Below are 16,945 nucleotides of genomic sequence, written 5' to 3'. Positions count from 1 at the left end.
GTGTCGGACAATAAGATACTGTCGTTTATTTCTTGGCCATAATGAGACTGCCGTATCATTTTTGCAAGCATTAATTTGCTTAAAGTGAGACTTGTGTCGCGTTTTTGGCTATCTTAGCTGTGATTTTGTATGCTACAGATGGATCAGGATCTGTCGGTGAAGTTGGTTATCGTATTGATTCCAGGGTTGGAAGATACGAGGAAGTTCGAGGAAAACGTGCCAATATCCGCATTTCCCGCTCCGCGGGATGAATCTTTGACACATGCCCGGGCCAAAACCCGCCGCTTGCTGCTGTCCTGTGCGATGGAGCTTTACGATGGCGGTGTCTTCCCTTCGATTACTGAGCTAGCGGCGCACGCGCAGGTCTCCCGTGCTACTGCCTATCGTTATTTTCCCACCCAAAGTGCCCTGATCTCCGCCGTTGTGGCGAAAAGTCTGGGGCCGATCCTTGAATGGCGACCGCAGGATAACGATGCGCTCAAGCGAATTCATCAGCTGTTGGCGTTTGCCTATCCGCAGATGGAACGGCATGAGGGGGCGCTGCGTGCGGCATTACAGCTGTCGCTCCAGCAATGGGCCAATGCGACGCCGGGCGAAAAGTTTGTGCGTGGCAATCGCAAGCGGCTGTTGAAACTGGCGGTGGAACCCTTGCAGAACAAACTTCCCGCTGAAGCCTTGCAACGCGTGATCCACGCCTTTTCGCTGATTTATGGTTCCGAAGTGTTCCTGGTGCTGAAGGACATCTGGGGTTTAGAGCTCGATAATATTCAGGATGTGACCCAGTGGATGGCTAAAGCCATCATTCGGCAGGCCGAAGAAGATGCCAGCGCTGGAGGGTAATCCAGCCGACAAGCCGGGGAGTGACCTGGGGCCTTTTCATTGGGTGACCGCCAAATAAAAAACCGGAACCCTTGCGGGCCCGGCTTAACGAGGGGTGAAGCAATTAACTCTGCGGTTAAATTTGCTCAGCTTGCAACTCCTTGTCGATATTTTACACAGGTGTTGTGGCTGGCTTATAATTTCCCTGATGTTGGTATGGTTATTGCCAACTTATCGTTCTACTATCGTTTTTATAATATATCACTTCTGGTACCATGTTTGACCATAAAATATGGTATGTCAAGCAAGCTATTGGGCTAAGATTGTATAGTATGCGATATTTCGATAACGTTTTTGTGCGGGTAGGTGTCAAAGCGACTGAAAAATCAGCGAAAAATATCGAAGGATAAAATGTATAACAATCATCAAAAATTCGATTCGCAGTCGATTGCAGGCAAGGTCAGGGAACTCTTTTTGCAACATGGGATCGGCAAGCGACAACATGCCAAGGAACTCAGCCGCATTCTGGAGCTGAGTTTTTCCCATGCTCACCGCAAGCTGAAAGGCCAGAGCCCATGGACGTTGGAACAACTCAACAGCGTGGCACTTGCCTTGGGAGGAACGCCGGCGTCTATCGTCGATATTCTCCCCGAAAGTGAGTCTGTTGGGGCCACGGTGGCACAGGATGCCATCTTTTCGCTGGCCGGGGTGGCGTTACCTTGTGTGGCACACATTGGCAGCGAACTGGTGGGCGGCAAGCTGGCCGAGTTTGTTGGTTTACAACAGGACGGCCAGTGGATCGTTTATCGGGCCACCGAAGCCCCGCTGGGCAAGCGTTTTACTGTCGAACTGATCGAGATCCGCCCTGGCCATATCGAAGACGATCGCCTGAGTATTGCGGTATTGGACGATGCACACCAGGCGGCCGATGAGCTGACCAAGTATCTCAATAGCCAGGGGTTCAACGCCGTGGCCTTCTATGATGTCAGCAGTTTCTGCCAGGCGCTGGCCAAAAGCCCGTTTGATGGCTACGTGGTAGATTGGTTAATTGGCCATGAGACGGCCCAGAAATGCATAGAAACCATTCGCAATTCCGATCACGCGGATGCGCCGATCCTGGTGTTGACTGGCCAGTTGGGCACCGATTTGCGTGAGTCAGAGATTGCCAGAGCGATGCGTGCCTATGACGTACTTGGCCCATATGAAAAGCCGGTGCGGCTCCATGTGATCGAAGCCGCACTGCAACGGTGTTTTAATCTGTAGCGACAAACAGCGACGTGAGTGAGGTGGATAGCGCCTCCATGCGTACCGGTTTCATCAGATAATCGTCAAACATGGCGCGTTGCTCACAGGGCAGTAGCTCCGGCGTGAAGGCGCTGATGCCGATAATCGGGATGTTACGGTTCGGGCCGCGCTGGTCGCGCAACTGTTGCGCCACTACCACACCATCGATACCGGGCATTTGCAGATCGAGCAGCAGGGCATCGTAAGGCCGCCGTAACAGCTTTTGCAACGCACGTTCCGACGAGTCACACAGCTCATGTTGATAGCCCAACTTGTCGAGCAGGGCGATAAAGGCCATGCCTGCTGCGGGATTGTCGTCTACCACCAGGATTTGCTGCTCTTTTTTCAACAGCGTCGCTGCTGGTCGTGGATCTTGCTCTGGCAACTGTTCTTCACTGATCTCAACAGGAATGCTGACGATAAAGGTGCTGCCCTCTCCCACTTCGCTGTACACCGTGATGGTGCCGTCGAGCAAGTCGACCAGGCCGTGGACGATCGCCAACCCCATGCCAACCCCGCTGTATTGACGAGTATTTGACTGATCGATCTGGGTAAATGGCTCAAAAATCTGCGGCAGCAGGGCAGTGTCGATACCGATGCCGGTATCTGTGACTTCAATGATCAACGAACTACCTGCCGGCTGGCTACGCAGGCAACTGTGCAGCGTGATGGTGCCTCTTTCGGTATATTTAAAAGCGTTGGTCAGCAGATTAACCACGATTTGCCGTAGACGCTGCGGGTCGGAATAGACCTGCGCATGGGGGAACTCCATTTCTCGCACTAGTTTGACCCCAGGTTTATGGGTCAGCATGGCGATTTCATCCGTCGTTTCGTCGATCACCTGCTGGGCATTAAAGGGAACAATGCGCAATTCCATCATGCCGCTATCCAGGCGTGCATAATCGGTGAGATCCTTCATCTGACTTTCTATCTGTTCGGCAGCGGTTTCCAGCCGGTGGAAGGTATCTTTGTGTTCATGGGATACGCGGGTATTGGTCAGTACATCGATGGCGGACATAATGCTTTGCAGCGAGGTGCGCAGTTCATGCCCGATGGCTCCGAGGAAGGCGTTTTTAGTGCGGATAGCCTTTTGCTCCGCGCGGATAGCCTTCGATTGTTGGCTGATGGTTTGGCGCTGCTGGCGGATGACGATCAGCGTGATGGCAATCAGCGCGATCACCGAGAACATAATGATCACCAGGCCATAAAAGATGATGTGCCTTTTCTCGATAAAATCCTCGTAAGCCCCGGTGCGCTGTTTCACTTCAGCGTGGTCCGCCAAGTTGGCCATCATAATCGCGGAGGGTTTGATCTGTTGCATGGCGTGCGAAATCAGCCCCAGATCTACCTGAGGGCTGTTGACCAACTGATCCAACTGCGTAATTTCAAGGCGCATCCGTTCAACGAGTTCGGGATATCCAGGTTCGTGGTACAGCGGCAGGGTCGATTCTGACGGGCGGGCGAGCACCGAATAGCGAGAATAGAGGATATCGAACCTCAGCCGCAGGTTATCGATATCCACCTGGTGGGCGCTTTTTTGCTGTTCCACCAGGGTTTCAAATTCCGCCAGCTTGATGGCGAATTTGGCGATCGACCAAGAGTAATTCTCCTGCGTACCGGCAACAGCATACAGCCCCTTTTTGGACAAGGTGGCGCTGTAGTAATACAGCGTCACCGTCGAGGCGAGCAGGAACAAGGCGGCAAAAATGGCCGGAATAGCCAATCTGCCACTGTCTTTGAACCGGACTAACTTCATTTAATGACGATCCTGTTGATCTGCCAGATAAAGCGCGAGTTATACAGCGGAGAGTTGAGCTCCGCACCCCCGGCATCGCGGGGATAGATCAGAAACAGCGGCCCGAAATCGCGCACCTTTAACATTTCCCCGCCCATTTTATAGGCCAGGATCATATTGTATTTAGCCACGTCCGAGATGGGCACATCAATATAATAATCGTTCAGCGCGTAGAGCGTCATCATGGTGCCCTCGGCACCCACTTTAGCCAAAATATCTGCCAGCAATACGCCATCGAATTTCACTCTGGGCGTCCATGAGGTGGTGGTCGTGATACTGTGAACCGGCATGGCAAACAGCTCTTTATCGGTAAAGATATAGCTTTTGTTCTCGGCGTCGGTGGTGTTTTTAATCTTGCCGCCGACCTCCAGGGTAAAGCTGAGTACGCTGGTTTGGGTAATGACCAAAGCTAGCAGGGCAAAAGCGGTATTTCTCATTGCGGTCAACAGCATCGGTAGTTCTCCAGACCGTGGATCACGCCCACGGCAATTCGTTCAGCATCAGGGTAGTAAAGGCTAGTTCGACCTGTTCAAGGTCATGTTTTCTGGCGCTGGCCTGCACGTTGTTCAGCTCAGGGATGGCAAAATACACAGGCTGACAGAAAGGATAGTCCCGTACCCGCAACTCGGGAGCGATTGAGGTAAAGAACGCGGTAGTCGGTACATCGTAGCCTGCGGCAATGTGCACTGCTGCGGTATCCGATGTCACAACATAGCGGGCGTGCTTCACCCAGGCGAGGAAATCAGCGGTAGCGGTGGAGTGCGGTTGAATGTTCACATAATGTGGATGATCCACCGCGCCGACCCCCAGTACCGGGCAGCCAAATTTCTCCCACAAGGCATCCACCAATGGCACATGGGCACTGATCGGGATGCTGCGTAACGGCGTACTGGCCGTGGGGCAAAACAGCACGTAGGGCTTATCCTGCCAACGTTCAGGTAATGGCGGCAGACACAGTTTTTGCAACCAGCGGTTGGCTTTCGCCGTAGCAGGAATAGCGGCAGGTTCAACGCCCAGCGCCTGCAGGAAGAAATCAATCATTGGTAACGTGGTGAAGGCTGGCCAGAACAGCTGATTACCGGCATCAATACACAGTTCTTGCTCAGGAATATGCTCCGCCTTCCATGGCAACCAACGTAGATCCGCTACCACGCCTGCCGCCAGATGATAAAGCTGATCGACATAGTGGGGCGCGCGGGCTGGCCGGTAGATAATAGTGCGCAGGTTGGGATTAAATTCGCGCAGTGCCTCAAGCGCGGTCAGGCCAATAATGGAATCTCCCAGCGTTACGCCCATGCCATTAATGATGTGCACGACAGGTTCATTGCGATAATCCACGCTGAAAGGGGCGGCGTCGGCGTTGCGGATACCGCGGTAGCCAGCCAGGCTAAAATAATCACCGGAAAAACTCTCCTGCTGCTCAAGATCCCATGAGGCGACCATGACGCCGTCTGATGCCAGCAAACTTCCCCGGTGATATAACACTTCATCCTTTGTTAACACTTCCATGATTTGTCCTGTCTATGAAGGCACGGCCAAGGTTTAGAATAATAGGCAAAAGAATGGCAGAAAATGCCGCGCTTTGCAGGCGAGAATAAGCGAAAGAGCATTAAAAAGACTGAAGTTTAAGCCTTACCCGAATAGCAGTAGCAAGGCCGCTCCAAGAGATAAGATGTCATCCGCGTTATTTTCCGCTAGATTGAGGTGATTTTGTCGTCAATGGATAACGATAAGTAGGATAATAATATGAAAAATAGTGTACTGGCCTTGGTTTTGGTGATGATTGCTGCCCCTGCCGTTCAGGCTGAAGAGACTGCTGTGGTGAAAGACAGCGTGAAAAGCGTGGTCTCTGGCGTCATTGCCTCAGGTAAAGATGCACTCAGCGGTCTGAAAGATGGTGTGGATGATGGCCGTCAGTCAGGGAGTAGCATTGATGGGGCCATCATTGTAACTGACAAAGACAATCTGGCTAAAAATGTCACCGCATCAGTTTCCGCCATTGAGAAAGTTGCGGCCCAAGAATATAAAGTAACCCTTTCCCTACGTAATAAAACCGACAAAATCGTCCGTCTGAGCAATCTGAATGAAAGTAAATCATTGATGCTGTTAGATAAGGAGGGTTTTGTTTCTCCACTGAAAACCGCATTGGTACCTGGGGATGCGGATATTACCATTCCGGAAAATGCGGCAGTCCGGGTGCGGTATGTGTTTGCAGACGTTGAAGACACGCCTGCCATGCTGCGCCTTTACGGATTGGATATCCCGGTCCCCGCAGTCGCAAATCAGTAAGCTAACCGTCTGGTGGCCGTGATCGATTGAGTCTGGATCGCGGCCTGGCCTGGTAACCGCCTGACCTATTACCGCCCGTCTGAAAACGACCGGGGCGGCGATTTGTCGTTTCTGTCGTCCGCTGGGAGAGATCACAGCGGCTCAACATGCCCCACCACCCGCGATACCATCGGGAATTGCATTCTCAATTGCCGTTCAATATGGTCCACCGCATCGTGCACCGCAGAAATCGACAAGGCCGGAAGGGCTCGGCAGTGAAAATTCACAATCACGCCCTGCGGCGTTTCTCGTGCCCGGATATCATGGATGTCTTGCACCAATCCGCTGTCTTGCGCCGAAACCGTCAATGCTTGTTCAATCTTCGCCAGCTCGCCGTGTTCCACATCCTGGCTAGTTAGCCAATCCAGCATCTGGGGCTCCAGGTGGGTTTCGATCTCCGTATTTTCGCCCAACGTCTGACGTAGAGATTCCTCCACCTCGCTGGCAATATCATGCGCCTGCTCTACGCTGGCATTGGCCGGAACCAGCAGATCCATACCGATCGCCACACGATCTGCCAATTGTTGTAGTGAAAGGCTTTGCACCACGGCCCCATGGTTGGCGGCCAGCATGCGAATACGGGTTGCCAGATCTTCATCACTTCTGGCTTGAGGGAGAGCAATCACCCGCACTTCCGAGTTGGCGTATTGCTGCGCAAGTTTGGCGGTAATGGCCTGCTTCAATGCCTTGATCCGCTCAAGCGGTAGCGTCCGGCATACCCCAATGCTCACCTCGATAAACAGCGTGGCTCCGCCACTGCGTAGGCGAATATTTTCTGTAGACAGCACCGCGGGGAAATCATTAAGTATGGTTGCGATATCTTCCCGCGTGCCAGCCGGTGCGGTATCAATCAGGGAATCAAAGGAGCGTTTCCCTAGCTTCAAGGCGGCAGTCAGGATAAAGCAGGCAACGATCAATGCTGCCAGCGCATCCGCACGGGCAAAACCAAATAGCACAAAAACCATACCCAACAGCACCACACCGGAAGACAACATATCGGAGAAGAAATGCAGAGCATCGGCTTCCAGAGCCGCGCTGTTGGTGGCTTTGGCCACGCGGTTTAAGGCCCGGACACGGAAGAAGTCAACCACAATGGACACCAGCAGTACCGCAATCACTACCGGTGCAGCCACAATCTGGTTTGCCTCACCTAAAAGGCTGCTTACTGCTTCAAAGACGATCCAACCCCCGGCTGCCAACAGGAGGAGTACTTCAAACAATGCGGCCAGATTCTCAACCTTGCCATGACCGAAGTGGTGGTCATCATCAGCAGGCTTATCGCTGACGCTCACCGCCCACCAGGTGATGCTGGTGGCAATAAAATCGGTAAATGAATGGATACCTTCGGATATCAGGCCAATACTGCCGGTAAATATACCTGCGATAAATTTACCTAACGCCAACAATCCGCTGATAATCATCGAGTTTCTGGCGACGACCTGTTTTTTATTTTGCATAGCACAGCTCATAGTTGAATTATAAAAATCAGCGTTTGGTTTTTACGGAACATTGCCAGACAAAAGCGACGAGCAGCAAGCTTGCGGTAACTGTCAGCAATAAACAGGAGAGAAATGCAGTTTGACCGGTGGAATACAAATAAATCTCATTAATACCTACCGAGATCATAAAAATAGCGTACAGCAATCCAAGAATAAAAATCATCATCATTATCACGCGCGGTAAATACCGTCCGTTTATTGCGGTTATTCATCCTCCCCGCAATGATTGATGAGGCTACGGGGAGGATGATGCTAGGCGGATCTTTTTCGTTCATTAGTCATCCCATTTGGTGCTCAGATAGGCTGCGATCAGCCCCAATGAGCTGACGAAAAACAAAAATCCCATAAAAAACATCATATTTCCCATAATTTTATCCTCGGTTAACTGTAATCGATAACGACCTCTGTGGTTAAAAGTAAGTGTGCAACGTAGTCTCTGGCTTCATTCACCGTCATGGTACCTGCGGCGGTGAAAAAGTCAGCGTTCAAAGAGTTAGCAATGGCTGACCCACCTGTGTTGCTGGCGCGGTAGCGGTCATCGCTGAGGAGTCTGGAAGTGATTGACCCTATTGCTGTTTAAACTTCAACAGTGCTTCGTATAGGGGAGTAAACCAAAGAGGGGGAGTGCAGAAAGCCTATCTCCGCGTCCAGGTTTTAGCACTATACAACGTATCTGAACAATGTATCTGAAGAACAGTTCAGAAGTTACCTTGGGCTGAACCTTAATCCGATAAAGCCTGTCTTAACCTTGGGCATCTCTCGATGTCGTCAGATCAGTAACCTGTGTTTGTATAGGAGCCTCGCCAAACGAGATACTGCATATAACTACGCGGTGATTATAGGCGTGCTGGGAGCGATAATGCTCGAAAATCGGCAACTCGTTGAGGTGATATTTAAGAAGTTATATTTAAACGAACGATTTATCTTAATGAACGTTAATTTTGCAGTGATATAAATACTATGGTGGGGATATTCAATTGTCTTAATCAGCATTGATAAGCTGAATAAAAGAAGAAAACCGACCTTTTACAGTCGGTTTTCCAGTTAGGAATGCACCATTACCGCATGGTCACAAACTCTTCCGCTGCGGTTGGGTGGATCGCCACGGTATTGTCGAAGTCTTTCTTGGTCGCGCCCATCTTGATTGCCACGGCGAAGCCCTGCAGGATTTCATCCATGCCAAAACCAATCCCGTGCAGGCCAACAATCTTCTCTTCTTCACCCACACACACCAGCTTCATGCGGCACGGCTGGCGATGCTGAGTCACGGCGCTGTACATAGCGGTGAAGGAGGATTTATAAACCTTCACCTTATCCTCGCCAAACTGCTCTTTCGCCTGTGGTTCGGTCAGGCCAATGGTGCCGATTGGCGGGTGGCTGAACACCACGGTGGCGATATTGCTGTAATCCAGATGCTCGTCCGGCTTATTGTTGAACAGGCGCTCGGACAGGCGACGGCCAGCGGCGACGGCAACCGGGGTCAGCTCCACCGCACCGGTGTTGTCACCTACAGCGTAGATGCCTTTCACGTTGGTGTTCTGGAATTTGTCGACCTCGATGTAACCTTTGGCATTGGTTTTCACGCCGGTGACTGCCAGGTTCAGATTGTCGGTCGCTGGTTCGCGGCCGATGGCCCAGACCAGGCTGTCCACGGTGAACTCTTTGCCGTTTTCCAACGCCAGCGTCAGGCTGCTGTCGGCGTTTTTGACGATGGATTTTGGAATGGATTCGGTGTGCAGGGTTGGCCCTTCGGTGTTCATCACCTCAACCAGGGTTTCTACAATCATCGGATCGAAGGTACGCAGCGGGGCGTGTTTACGCACGAACAGGTGCGTTTCCGCTCCCAGCGCGTTCATCACACCGGCAATCTCTACCGCGATGTAGCCAGCGCCCACTACTGCCACGCGTTTTGGCATGGCATCCAGCTCAAAGAAGCCGTCGGAATCGATGCCGTATTCGGCGCCAGGAATCGACGGATGGCTTGGGCGGCCGCCGGTGGCGATCAGAATATGGTCGGCGGTGATTTTCTCGCCGTTGACTTCCACGGTATGCGCGTCAATAAAACGGGCAAAACCTTTGATCACGTCGACCTTGTTTTTGCCCAGCACGTTGTCGTAGGAAGTATGAATACGATCGATGTAGGCGGTGCGGTTGGCGATCAGGCGTTTCCAGTCAAAGGCGTTGACGGTGGTATCGAAGCCGTAATCCGGGCCGTACTGGTGAATGGCCTCGGCGATCTGCGCCGCATGCCACATGACTTTTTTCGGGACACAACCCACGTTAACGCAGGTGCCGCCAAGTTCTTTGGCTTCAATCAGTGCGCATTTCTGGCCATACATGGCTGCCCGGTTGATCGATGCGATACCGCCGCTGCCGCCGCCAATTGCTAGATAATCGTAATGTTTCGTCATCTGGGGTTTCCATGAGTTGTGTGATTCGAGAAGGGTAAGAGTTTAACGCCTGATAGGGGGTTGTCGCAAAGATTGCGTCGATGGCTGTAATAGGCAGAGGCTTGATCCTCTGCCCGGTTGAGTTTACACGATAACCAGTTCGGGTTTTGCCCGATCGAGCGCTTGGCGATCGGCACTGCTGATGCCGGTATCGGTAATGATCATGTCGATCTGGCTCATCGACAGCACCAGGTTGAACCCCCGGCGGCCGAACTTGGTGGAATCGACCACCGCGACCACGCGCTTGGCTGCCTGAGCCATCACGCCGCTGATCGAGTAGCCTTCATTAAAGGTGGTGATGCCATTGGTGGCGTCCAACCCGTCGGCCCCGACGAACATCACGTCACCGGCAATGCCCTGTAGGGAGAGTTCTGCGATGGAGCCGTGCATGGAACGCGTCTTATGGCGCAATGTGCCACCACACAGCACCAGCGTGATGTCTTTATTGTCGGAAAGCGCAAAGGCGGCGGGCAGGTTATTGGTGATCACCGTGATATTGCCCATCTTCACCAGCTCTTCGGCGATCAGCATGGTGGTGCTGCCGCTGTCCAGGATCACCGTATCGCCGGGGTTGACCATCGCTGCTGCTTTTAAGGCAATGCGCTTTTTCGGGTCTTTAGCCAGCTGGTAGCGTTCCTCCAGGATGACTTCACCAGTAGTTTTTGGTGCCTCGGCCTCCTGCTCCAACTGGCTGCCCGGCCTGGCAGCACCGCCGTGGAAGCGGATCAGCAGGCCTTTTTCTTCCAGCAGGCGCAGGTCAGCGCGGATGGTAACTTCAGAAATTCCGAAGGAATTCGAAAGATCGCTGACCAAGATGCTGCCGTTCTGCTGAACCAAGTCGACAATTTTGTTTCGTCTTTCAAAAGAGTTCATCATCCTGACCTATCGAAATGTTTTGCTTTTATTTTATGCGAAAGGGATATGAAAGGGGAGCATAAAGATCAAGGAGATGGGATTTGAGGCAAAATAATGGCTGCACCCGTGCAGCCATTGGCTAAATATCACTCTTCGCCGAGCTTGAGCATGATTTTTCCCTGCATCGGCTTACCGGCCAGGGCCGCAACGCTGGCAGCGTATTGCTGCGGGCGATCGATGCTGGCAATCAACGGCTCCAGAGCCAGATCTGCCGATTGGAACAGCTTCATGGCCTGCTGCCATTCTTCTCCTGGCCACGGGGCTGAATAGTTCATCCAACTGCCCAGCAGCGTCAGCTCCTTACGCAGGATCTGGCTAAAGGTGCTGTAAGACAGATGCAGGTCCTTATGAAGCGTCCCCACCAGCGCGATTTGCGCCCGTGGCCCAGCGATATCCAGCGCCAGCCCGACCGTTTGTGGCGTGCCAGCGGTTTCCAGAATCAACTGATCAAAGCGCTTTTCCTGCAAGCGTTCGGCTATCTCGGAGGGGCTAAGCTCCGCGCTGTTAAACGCGTTTTCTGCACCGATCTGCCGTGCCAGCTTGAGCCGGTCGTCATTGAGATCGATCGCCGTGACGCTGCGTGCGCCCATCGCGCGGGCACATTGGATCGCCAGTTGGCCGATGGTGCCGGCACCAATGATGATCACCTCTTTGCCTTGGCAGCCCCCAGCCAACTGAATGGCATGTAGGCCGACGGTGATGGGCTCAATAAACGCCCCCTGCAACAAGCTGACGTTGGCAGGCAATTTCACCAGATTGGCGCGTTTGACCACGATAAACTCGGCGTTGCCACCGTGGCAGCGTGAACCGACGAACTGGTAATGCTTGCACAGCGAATAGTAATGGCGCTGGCATTCCGGGCAGTTAAAGCACGGCAGCAAAGGGACACAGGCCACGGCGTCATGCTGTTGCAGATCGGTAACCCGATCGCCGCAGGCCACGACCCGGCCACTGAACTCATGCCCCAGGGTAATCGGGTAGAAATGCGCGCCTTTGGCGAAGATGCGGGGGATATCTGAACCGCATAGCCCGGAATACGCCACCCGAACCAACACCTCATCGGCGGCCTCAATGGCAGGAGCGGGGCGTTCTTCAACGCGCACTTCTCCCTCCGTGTGGATCACGACTGATTGCATAACTTGAACTCCGTAGAAGATAGATTGGGGGAGGCGGGCTCCCCCGAAGGATTAGGACATGGCGTTGAGGTTTTGTAGTTTGGCGGAGGCTTCAGCCTGGGCAAATTGACGGGCACGGCGCCAGGTGAGGAACACCCCGATGGCGTAAATGACGCCGATAACCACCAGACCTACCACGTTTTGCCAGGTGAGCAGTTGGATCAACAGGTAGGTGATCGGTGAGCCACCTTGGTCCATCGAGGCCACCACGCCGCCGGCTTTCAGCGCCCCGGCATTGGCAGCCAGTTGGGTATGCAGCCCGATGGTTTGGGTGGCGATCCACAACGTGATGCTCATGATGATAAAACCCGAGATCAGCGTGCGGAACAGGTTGCCCTGATGTACCGCGACGGCGAGGGCCACAAAGAAGCCGATGGTTGCCAGATCGCCAAACGGCAGCACCTGGTTACCAGGGACAATCACGGCGATCAGAATGGTCAGTGGGATAAAGATCAGGCTGGCGGAGACCACGGCGGTATGGCCCAGCAGTAGCGCCGGGTCGAGGCCGATAAGGAACTCCTGGCCACCAAAGCGTGCTTGCAGGCGCTTACGGGCGTGTTTGGCGATGGGTGTCAGGCCATCCATGATCGGTTTGATCACCCGTGGCATCAACAGCATTACCGCAGCGGTTTTCACCGCCAGTTGCAGAATGCCCTTCAGATCATAACCGGCCAGCGCACCGATAATCAGCCCCATCACAAAGCCGACGGTCACCGGTTCGCCGAACGGGCCAAAGCGTTTCTGTACGTCGTCTGCGCTGAAGTGAATGCGGTTCAGGCCGGGGATCTTCTCGATAATGGTGTCCACCAGTACGGCGATTGGCCCCATATAGGCGGAGGTGCCGTGCGGAATGGCAATCCCTTCCAGCCCGAAGAAGTCGCGGGTGTCTTTGGCGAACCAATCCCCCAGTTTGTAGACGAAGGCGGCATGTACCACCACGCCCAGCATACCCAGCCAGTATGAACCGGTGGCCAGGTGCACCATGGCGCCGGTAAAAGTCATGTGCCAGATGTTCCAGATATCCACGTTAACCACGCGGGTCATACGCGTCAGCAGCATCACGATGTTGACCGCAATCGCTACCGGAATGGCGATCAGGGCAATCTGTGAGGCCCAGGTCATCGGTGACGAGCCTGGCCAGCCGATATCCACCACGTGCAGGTTGATCTGGAACTGTTCGGCCATCGATTTCGCCGCCGGGCCGATCGAGTCCAGCATCAGGCCGATAACCAGACCGATCCCAACGAAGCCGATGCCGATATGAATGCCGGATTTAAATGAATCCCCTAATTTCATCCCTAAAATCAGCGAGAAGATGATGATCACGATGGGCAGCATCACCGTAGGGCCGAGATCGAGGATGTAACGCATGATGTCGGTAAACATGGGCTACTCCGTCAGAATGGTCAGTATTTTTTGTTTCAGTGCATCGATGCCGACGCCGGAAATAAACGGCATGCCGTGAACCAACGGGATATCGCCAAACTGCCGGTCGACGCGGGCGGTGGTGCAGATCAGGTCGGCATCGTCCATATAGGTTTCAATCTCGGTCACGCGGCACTGCACCAAATCCAGCTCGATATTGTGCTCCGCGCACAGCTCTTTGATCTCCTCTGCGGCCATGGTCGAGGTGGCAACGGCACCGCCGCAGGCAACGATAATTTTACGTTTCACAATGTGGCTCCTTCATATTCTGTTTTTTTGTTGTGGTCGGGAGGGCGAAGTGAAAACCCGCTGGGCAAAAATTTCGCCCAATTGGTCCTCGGGGGCGGTCAGTAGCGCAGTGATAAACTCGGGGTGCTGCAACTGGCCAAACAGCGTGCGCAGTAAAACTAACTGCGCGGCCGGGTCGGTGACGATCAGCGCGATAATCAGCGCAACGTCGATCGTGCCGTCCTCATCCGCCTGAGCGAAGGGCACGGCCTGGTCAGGACGGATAAGATAAATAGCCGGGGCACGTGCATGCTCCGCTTCACAATGGGGGATGGCGACCGCGTGCTGCTCAAGGGCGATGCCAGTGGGATAAGCACTCTCACGCGCCAGCAACGCCTGCGGGTAGCTGCTGTGAACGATCCCGGCGTTGAGCATGGTGACGCCAATGTGCTCCAGCGCCTGCTGCGCGTCGGCAAAGCTGATGCCAGTGCGAACGAACAGTTGGCTGTTATGCATGGGCCATCTCCTCGGCGTTTTTGGCTTGATCTGCGGGGGCACAGCCGAAGCGATAAGCGCGCAGCACATCCTGGATTTTGTCGATCATCAGTGCGTGGGGCTGTTTCGCCAGCTTGCGTTCCATCACGCGCTGATATTGCAGCGGGAAGTATTGGCTCAGCAGGCCTGCGGGGATCTCTTGCTGGTCGAGGTTATTGAGCAGCGTAGTCATACTCTGGACGATACGTGGGTGAGGCCAGTAGTAACGGATACGGTCCGACAGGCTGAAATGCAGGTCGATCAGCGAGCGGCTGAACGTCGGGTGGTAATATTTTTTCCAGTAATCCGGTTCGTCGAGCATCACCGCGTCAATCACCGCCAGGATCTGGCTGCGTTTTTCCGGGGCAATCAGGGCTTGTTCGATATTGGCTAGGGCAAACACCGCTTCGCGTAGGGCGAACGTCAGGGCCGGGCCAACCTTGAGAATGGCGAAGTGATCGCGCACCAGCTGCTGATAGGCTTCACGCGTTTGATAATCGGTAGAGTGCGCCTCATAGACCAGCGGCGTGGTGGTAATAAACTGGGAGAGCTCGCGGGCCAGCTGTGGTTGGTAAGCGATCACCTGTGAGTGGTCGAACTCCACCCCTGGCTGCACCACCACAGCGATGATCCTGGGGATCGCCTCTGCCAATCCTGCCTTGCGGAACGCCTGATCGTGAGTTTCCAGTGTGGCGGCGGCATCCACTGCATGAGTAATATGCACGCTACCGATGGCGGAGGATTCCCCACCAGGCACCGGCACCTCGGTTCCAATCACATAGGTCAGCTGTTGTTTTTGCTCTGGGGTGGCGGCCCGTTCGGCGATCTGGCACAGGCGAGCGGCACGTTCTGCCACCACGTGGGGATCTAACGGGATCGGATCGTCGGCGCAGGACATGGACGTATCCAGATGGATCTTACTGAATCCGGCGGTGACGTAGTCGGCGATCAACACTTCCGCTTTCGCCATCGCGCTGGCGGCGGGTTCATTTTGCCAGCAGTTAGGGCCTAGATGGTCACCCCCTAACAGCAGCCGGGAGAGCGGAAAGCCGACGGTTGCCGCAATATCGCAGACAAACTGCCGGAAATCCGCCGGTTTCATGCCGGTGTAACCGCCAAACTGATTAACCTGGTTGGATGTGGCCTCGATCAGCACCTGACTATCGCTGTGCAGATCCAGGCGTAATGCGGCTTCAATCACTAATGGGTGTGCCGAACAGACAGAGCAGATCCCGATCGGCTCCCCTGCTTTATGTCGTGCGATTATATTTTTCATTCTACCCTCCGTTTTCTTACGAATATAATCGTAATGTTTCGAAAGGTTAGCAATGCACTTTTCTATTATTCGTGATCAAGATCGAAAACTTTACCGCTATTTTTCCGTGCCGGTGCTTTCAGTGTGACGGGGCAAGTTAACAAATGACTGGAGTTTAGTTATTTAAAATCAGTTGATTATGGATGTTTGGTAAAAAGAGGAATCGACATACGCAATAAAGTGAAAGCGGTTATTTTGCCGCGGGAGATAGGTTGGCCCCTCACCCCAACCCTCTCCCGCAGGGCTAGGGTGAGGGGCAATCACCGTGTTGGCGTACGTCACTGCCTGCCTTCGCAGCCGCAAACCTGAATCACCTTTTGCACTACCTGCTGCATCGCCAGCTTGGCGGGCTGCATATAATGGCGCGGATCGTTGGCCTGCGGATGTTCCGCCAAGTGCTGCTTCAGCGCGTCTGAAAAAGCGATTTTAAGCTCCGTTGCCACGTTCACCTTGCAGACCCCCAGCCGAATTGCCTGCTGAATATCAGCGTCTGGCAAACCCGACGCACCATGCAGCACCAGCGGTACGCTGACTCTGTCGCGGATCTGCCCAAGGCGGGTGAAATCCAACTCTGGCTTGCCCTGGTAAAGCCCATGTGCTGTACCAATCGCCACCGCCAGTGAATCGATGCCGGTGGAACGCACAAACTCCTCGGCCTGCTGCGGCGAGGTATAGCGGGCATCCTTGGCATCAACGCTGATGCCATCCTCAACGCCACCAAGCCGCCCCAGCTCCGCCTCAACGCTGACGTCATAACGATGGCAAAACTCGGTCACCTGCCGCACCAGCGCGACATTTTCCGCAAAGGGCAGATGCGAGCCATCAATCATGGCCGAGCGGATCCCTGCATGTACTTTTGTTTCAATATCTTGCAGCGTTTCGTGGTGATCCAGATGCACCGCCAGCGGGATGCGATATTCGGCGGCCAGTTGTTTGACAATGGCGACCACGTTAGCCGTTCCCGCATAGAGATAGGTGCCGGGCGTACCGGCCAGGATCACTGGCGAGCGCAGGTGCGCGGCGGTTTCTGCCACCACCTGCATGGTTTCCAGGTTATGAATGTTAAAGGCTGGTACGGCATAGCCTTGTTGTTGTGCCTTCTGCAGCATATTGTTGGTCGAAATGATGTACACCGCCTGCCTCCTGTTTTCTTTGGTTACGTTATCTTTCGATATCCA

The 16,945-nt window shown here is 53.9% G+C and carries 17 protein-coding genes and 1 riboswitch; of the genes, 3 read left to right on the top strand and 14 right to left on the bottom strand.

Going from position 1 to position 16,945, the window contains the following annotated elements:
* The first annotated feature begins 303 nt into the window (after positions 1-303).
* Together KAJ71_RS15440 and KAJ71_RS15435 are read left to right on the top strand one after the other, a co-directional pair.
* Positions 304-840: a TetR/AcrR family transcriptional regulator gene (locus tag KAJ71_RS15440; RefSeq protein ID WP_248946581.1), complete on the top strand. Its 537-nt coding sequence runs from the start codon at positions 304-306 to the stop codon at positions 838-840.
* A gap of 390 nt (positions 841-1,230) precedes the next feature.
* Positions 1,231-2,082, top strand: coding sequence for a helix-turn-helix domain-containing protein (locus KAJ71_RS15435; RefSeq protein WP_248946555.1), 852 nt, complete (start codon positions 1,231-1,233; stop codon positions 2,080-2,082).
* Here the strand turns inward: KAJ71_RS15435 and KAJ71_RS15430 are convergent.
* From KAJ71_RS15430 to KAJ71_RS15420, 3 genes are read right to left on the bottom strand one after another with little or no spacing between them, the layout of a single operon-like run.
* Complete coding sequence (locus KAJ71_RS15430; RefSeq protein WP_248946554.1) at positions 2,072-3,859, bottom strand: ATP-binding response regulator; 1,788 nt, start codon at positions 3,857-3,859, stop codon at positions 2,072-2,074. The two genes, KAJ71_RS15435 and KAJ71_RS15430, sit on opposite strands and share 11 nt — an antisense overlap.
* A complete protein-coding gene (locus KAJ71_RS15425) occupies positions 3,856-4,350 on the bottom strand; it encodes a putative pterin-binding protein (RefSeq protein ID WP_248946553.1) in 495 nt (164 codons plus the stop codon). The genes KAJ71_RS15430 and KAJ71_RS15425 overlap by 4 nt, the downstream gene beginning before the upstream one ends.
* A gap of 22 nt (positions 4,351-4,372) precedes the next feature.
* Positions 4,373-5,407, bottom strand: coding sequence for a glycosyltransferase family 9 protein (locus KAJ71_RS15420; protein WP_248946552.1), 1,035 nt, complete (start codon positions 5,405-5,407; stop codon positions 4,373-4,375).
* 237 nt (positions 5,408-5,644) lie between these two features.
* Here KAJ71_RS15420 and KAJ71_RS15415 point away from each other — a divergent pair, with 237 nt between their 5' ends.
* Complete coding sequence (locus tag KAJ71_RS15415) at positions 5,645-6,187, top strand: hypothetical protein (protein WP_248946551.1); 543 nt, start codon at positions 5,645-5,647, stop codon at positions 6,185-6,187.
* A 131-nt stretch (positions 6,188-6,318) separates the two neighbouring features.
* Here the strand turns inward: KAJ71_RS15415 and KAJ71_RS15410 are convergent, their stop codons facing one another.
* The 11 genes from KAJ71_RS15410 to KAJ71_RS15360 all read right to left on the bottom strand — a co-directional run bounded on the left by KAJ71_RS15410 (position 6,319) and on the right by KAJ71_RS15360 (position 16,900).
* On the bottom strand, positions 6,319-7,683 hold the full coding sequence (locus KAJ71_RS15410) for a cation-efflux pump (protein WP_248946550.1): 1,365 nt from the start codon (positions 7,681-7,683) through the stop codon (positions 6,319-6,321).
* Positions 7,684-7,832: 149 nt separating this feature from the next.
* A complete protein-coding gene (locus KAJ71_RS15405) occupies positions 7,833-8,000 on the bottom strand; it encodes a hypothetical protein (protein WP_248946549.1) in 168 nt (55 codons plus the stop codon).
* On the bottom strand, positions 8,000-8,080 hold the full coding sequence (gene mgtS, locus KAJ71_RS15400; protein ID WP_223501571.1) for a protein MgtS: 81 nt from the start codon (positions 8,078-8,080) through the stop codon (positions 8,000-8,002). Before mgtS ends, KAJ71_RS15405 begins: the two co-directional genes overlap by 1 nt.
* Before the next feature lie 277 nt (positions 8,081-8,357).
* Positions 8,358-8,544: riboswitch (M-box (ykoK) riboswitch) on the bottom strand.
* A gap of 239 nt (positions 8,545-8,783) precedes the next feature.
* Positions 8,784-10,136, bottom strand: a complete 1,353-nt coding sequence (gorA, locus tag KAJ71_RS15395) for a glutathione-disulfide reductase (RefSeq protein WP_248946548.1) — start codon at positions 10,134-10,136, stop codon at positions 8,784-8,786.
* 123 nt (positions 10,137-10,259) lie between these two features.
* The gene (locus KAJ71_RS15390) at positions 10,260-11,048 is read right to left on the bottom strand and encodes a DeoR/GlpR family DNA-binding transcription regulator (RefSeq protein WP_059199417.1); all 789 of its coding nucleotides are present in this window, start codon (positions 11,046-11,048) and stop codon (positions 10,260-10,262) included.
* A 128-nt stretch (positions 11,049-11,176) separates the two neighbouring features.
* A complete protein-coding gene (gatD, locus tag KAJ71_RS15385) occupies positions 11,177-12,226 on the bottom strand; it encodes a galactitol-1-phosphate 5-dehydrogenase (RefSeq protein WP_248946547.1) in 1,050 nt (349 codons plus the stop codon).
* A 51-nt stretch (positions 12,227-12,277) separates the two neighbouring features.
* The gene (locus KAJ71_RS15380) at positions 12,278-13,651 is read right to left on the bottom strand and encodes a galactitol-specific PTS transporter subunit IIC (RefSeq protein ID WP_248946546.1); all 1,374 of its coding nucleotides are present in this window, start codon (positions 13,649-13,651) and stop codon (positions 12,278-12,280) included.
* Between the two features lie 3 nt (positions 13,652-13,654).
* On the bottom strand, positions 13,655-13,939 hold the full coding sequence (gatB, locus tag KAJ71_RS15375; RefSeq protein WP_021181786.1) for a PTS galactitol transporter subunit IIB: 285 nt from the start codon (positions 13,937-13,939) through the stop codon (positions 13,655-13,657).
* A 12-nt stretch (positions 13,940-13,951) separates the two neighbouring features.
* Complete coding sequence (gene gatA / locus KAJ71_RS15370; RefSeq protein ID WP_248946545.1) at positions 13,952-14,434, bottom strand: PTS galactitol transporter subunit IIA; 483 nt, start codon at positions 14,432-14,434, stop codon at positions 13,952-13,954.
* Positions 14,427-15,728, bottom strand: a complete 1,302-nt coding sequence (gatZ, locus tag KAJ71_RS15365; RefSeq protein WP_248946544.1) for a tagatose-bisphosphate aldolase subunit GatZ — start codon at positions 15,726-15,728, stop codon at positions 14,427-14,429. Before gatZ ends, gatA begins: the two co-directional genes overlap by 8 nt.
* 317 nt (positions 15,729-16,045) lie before the next feature.
* Entirely contained in the window at positions 16,046-16,900 is an 855-nt protein-coding gene (locus tag KAJ71_RS15360; RefSeq protein ID WP_248946543.1) for a tagatose bisphosphate family class II aldolase, read from the bottom strand.
* Between the last annotated feature and the right edge of the window lie 45 nt (positions 16,901-16,945).

This window comes from Serratia silvae, assembly GCF_023282985.1.
GTDB classification, from domain to species: Bacteria; Pseudomonadota; Gammaproteobacteria; order Enterobacterales; family Enterobacteriaceae; genus Chania; species Chania silvae.
Note: the sequence above shows the minus strand (reverse complement) of the source record. Positions and strands in the feature narration are given on the sequence as shown.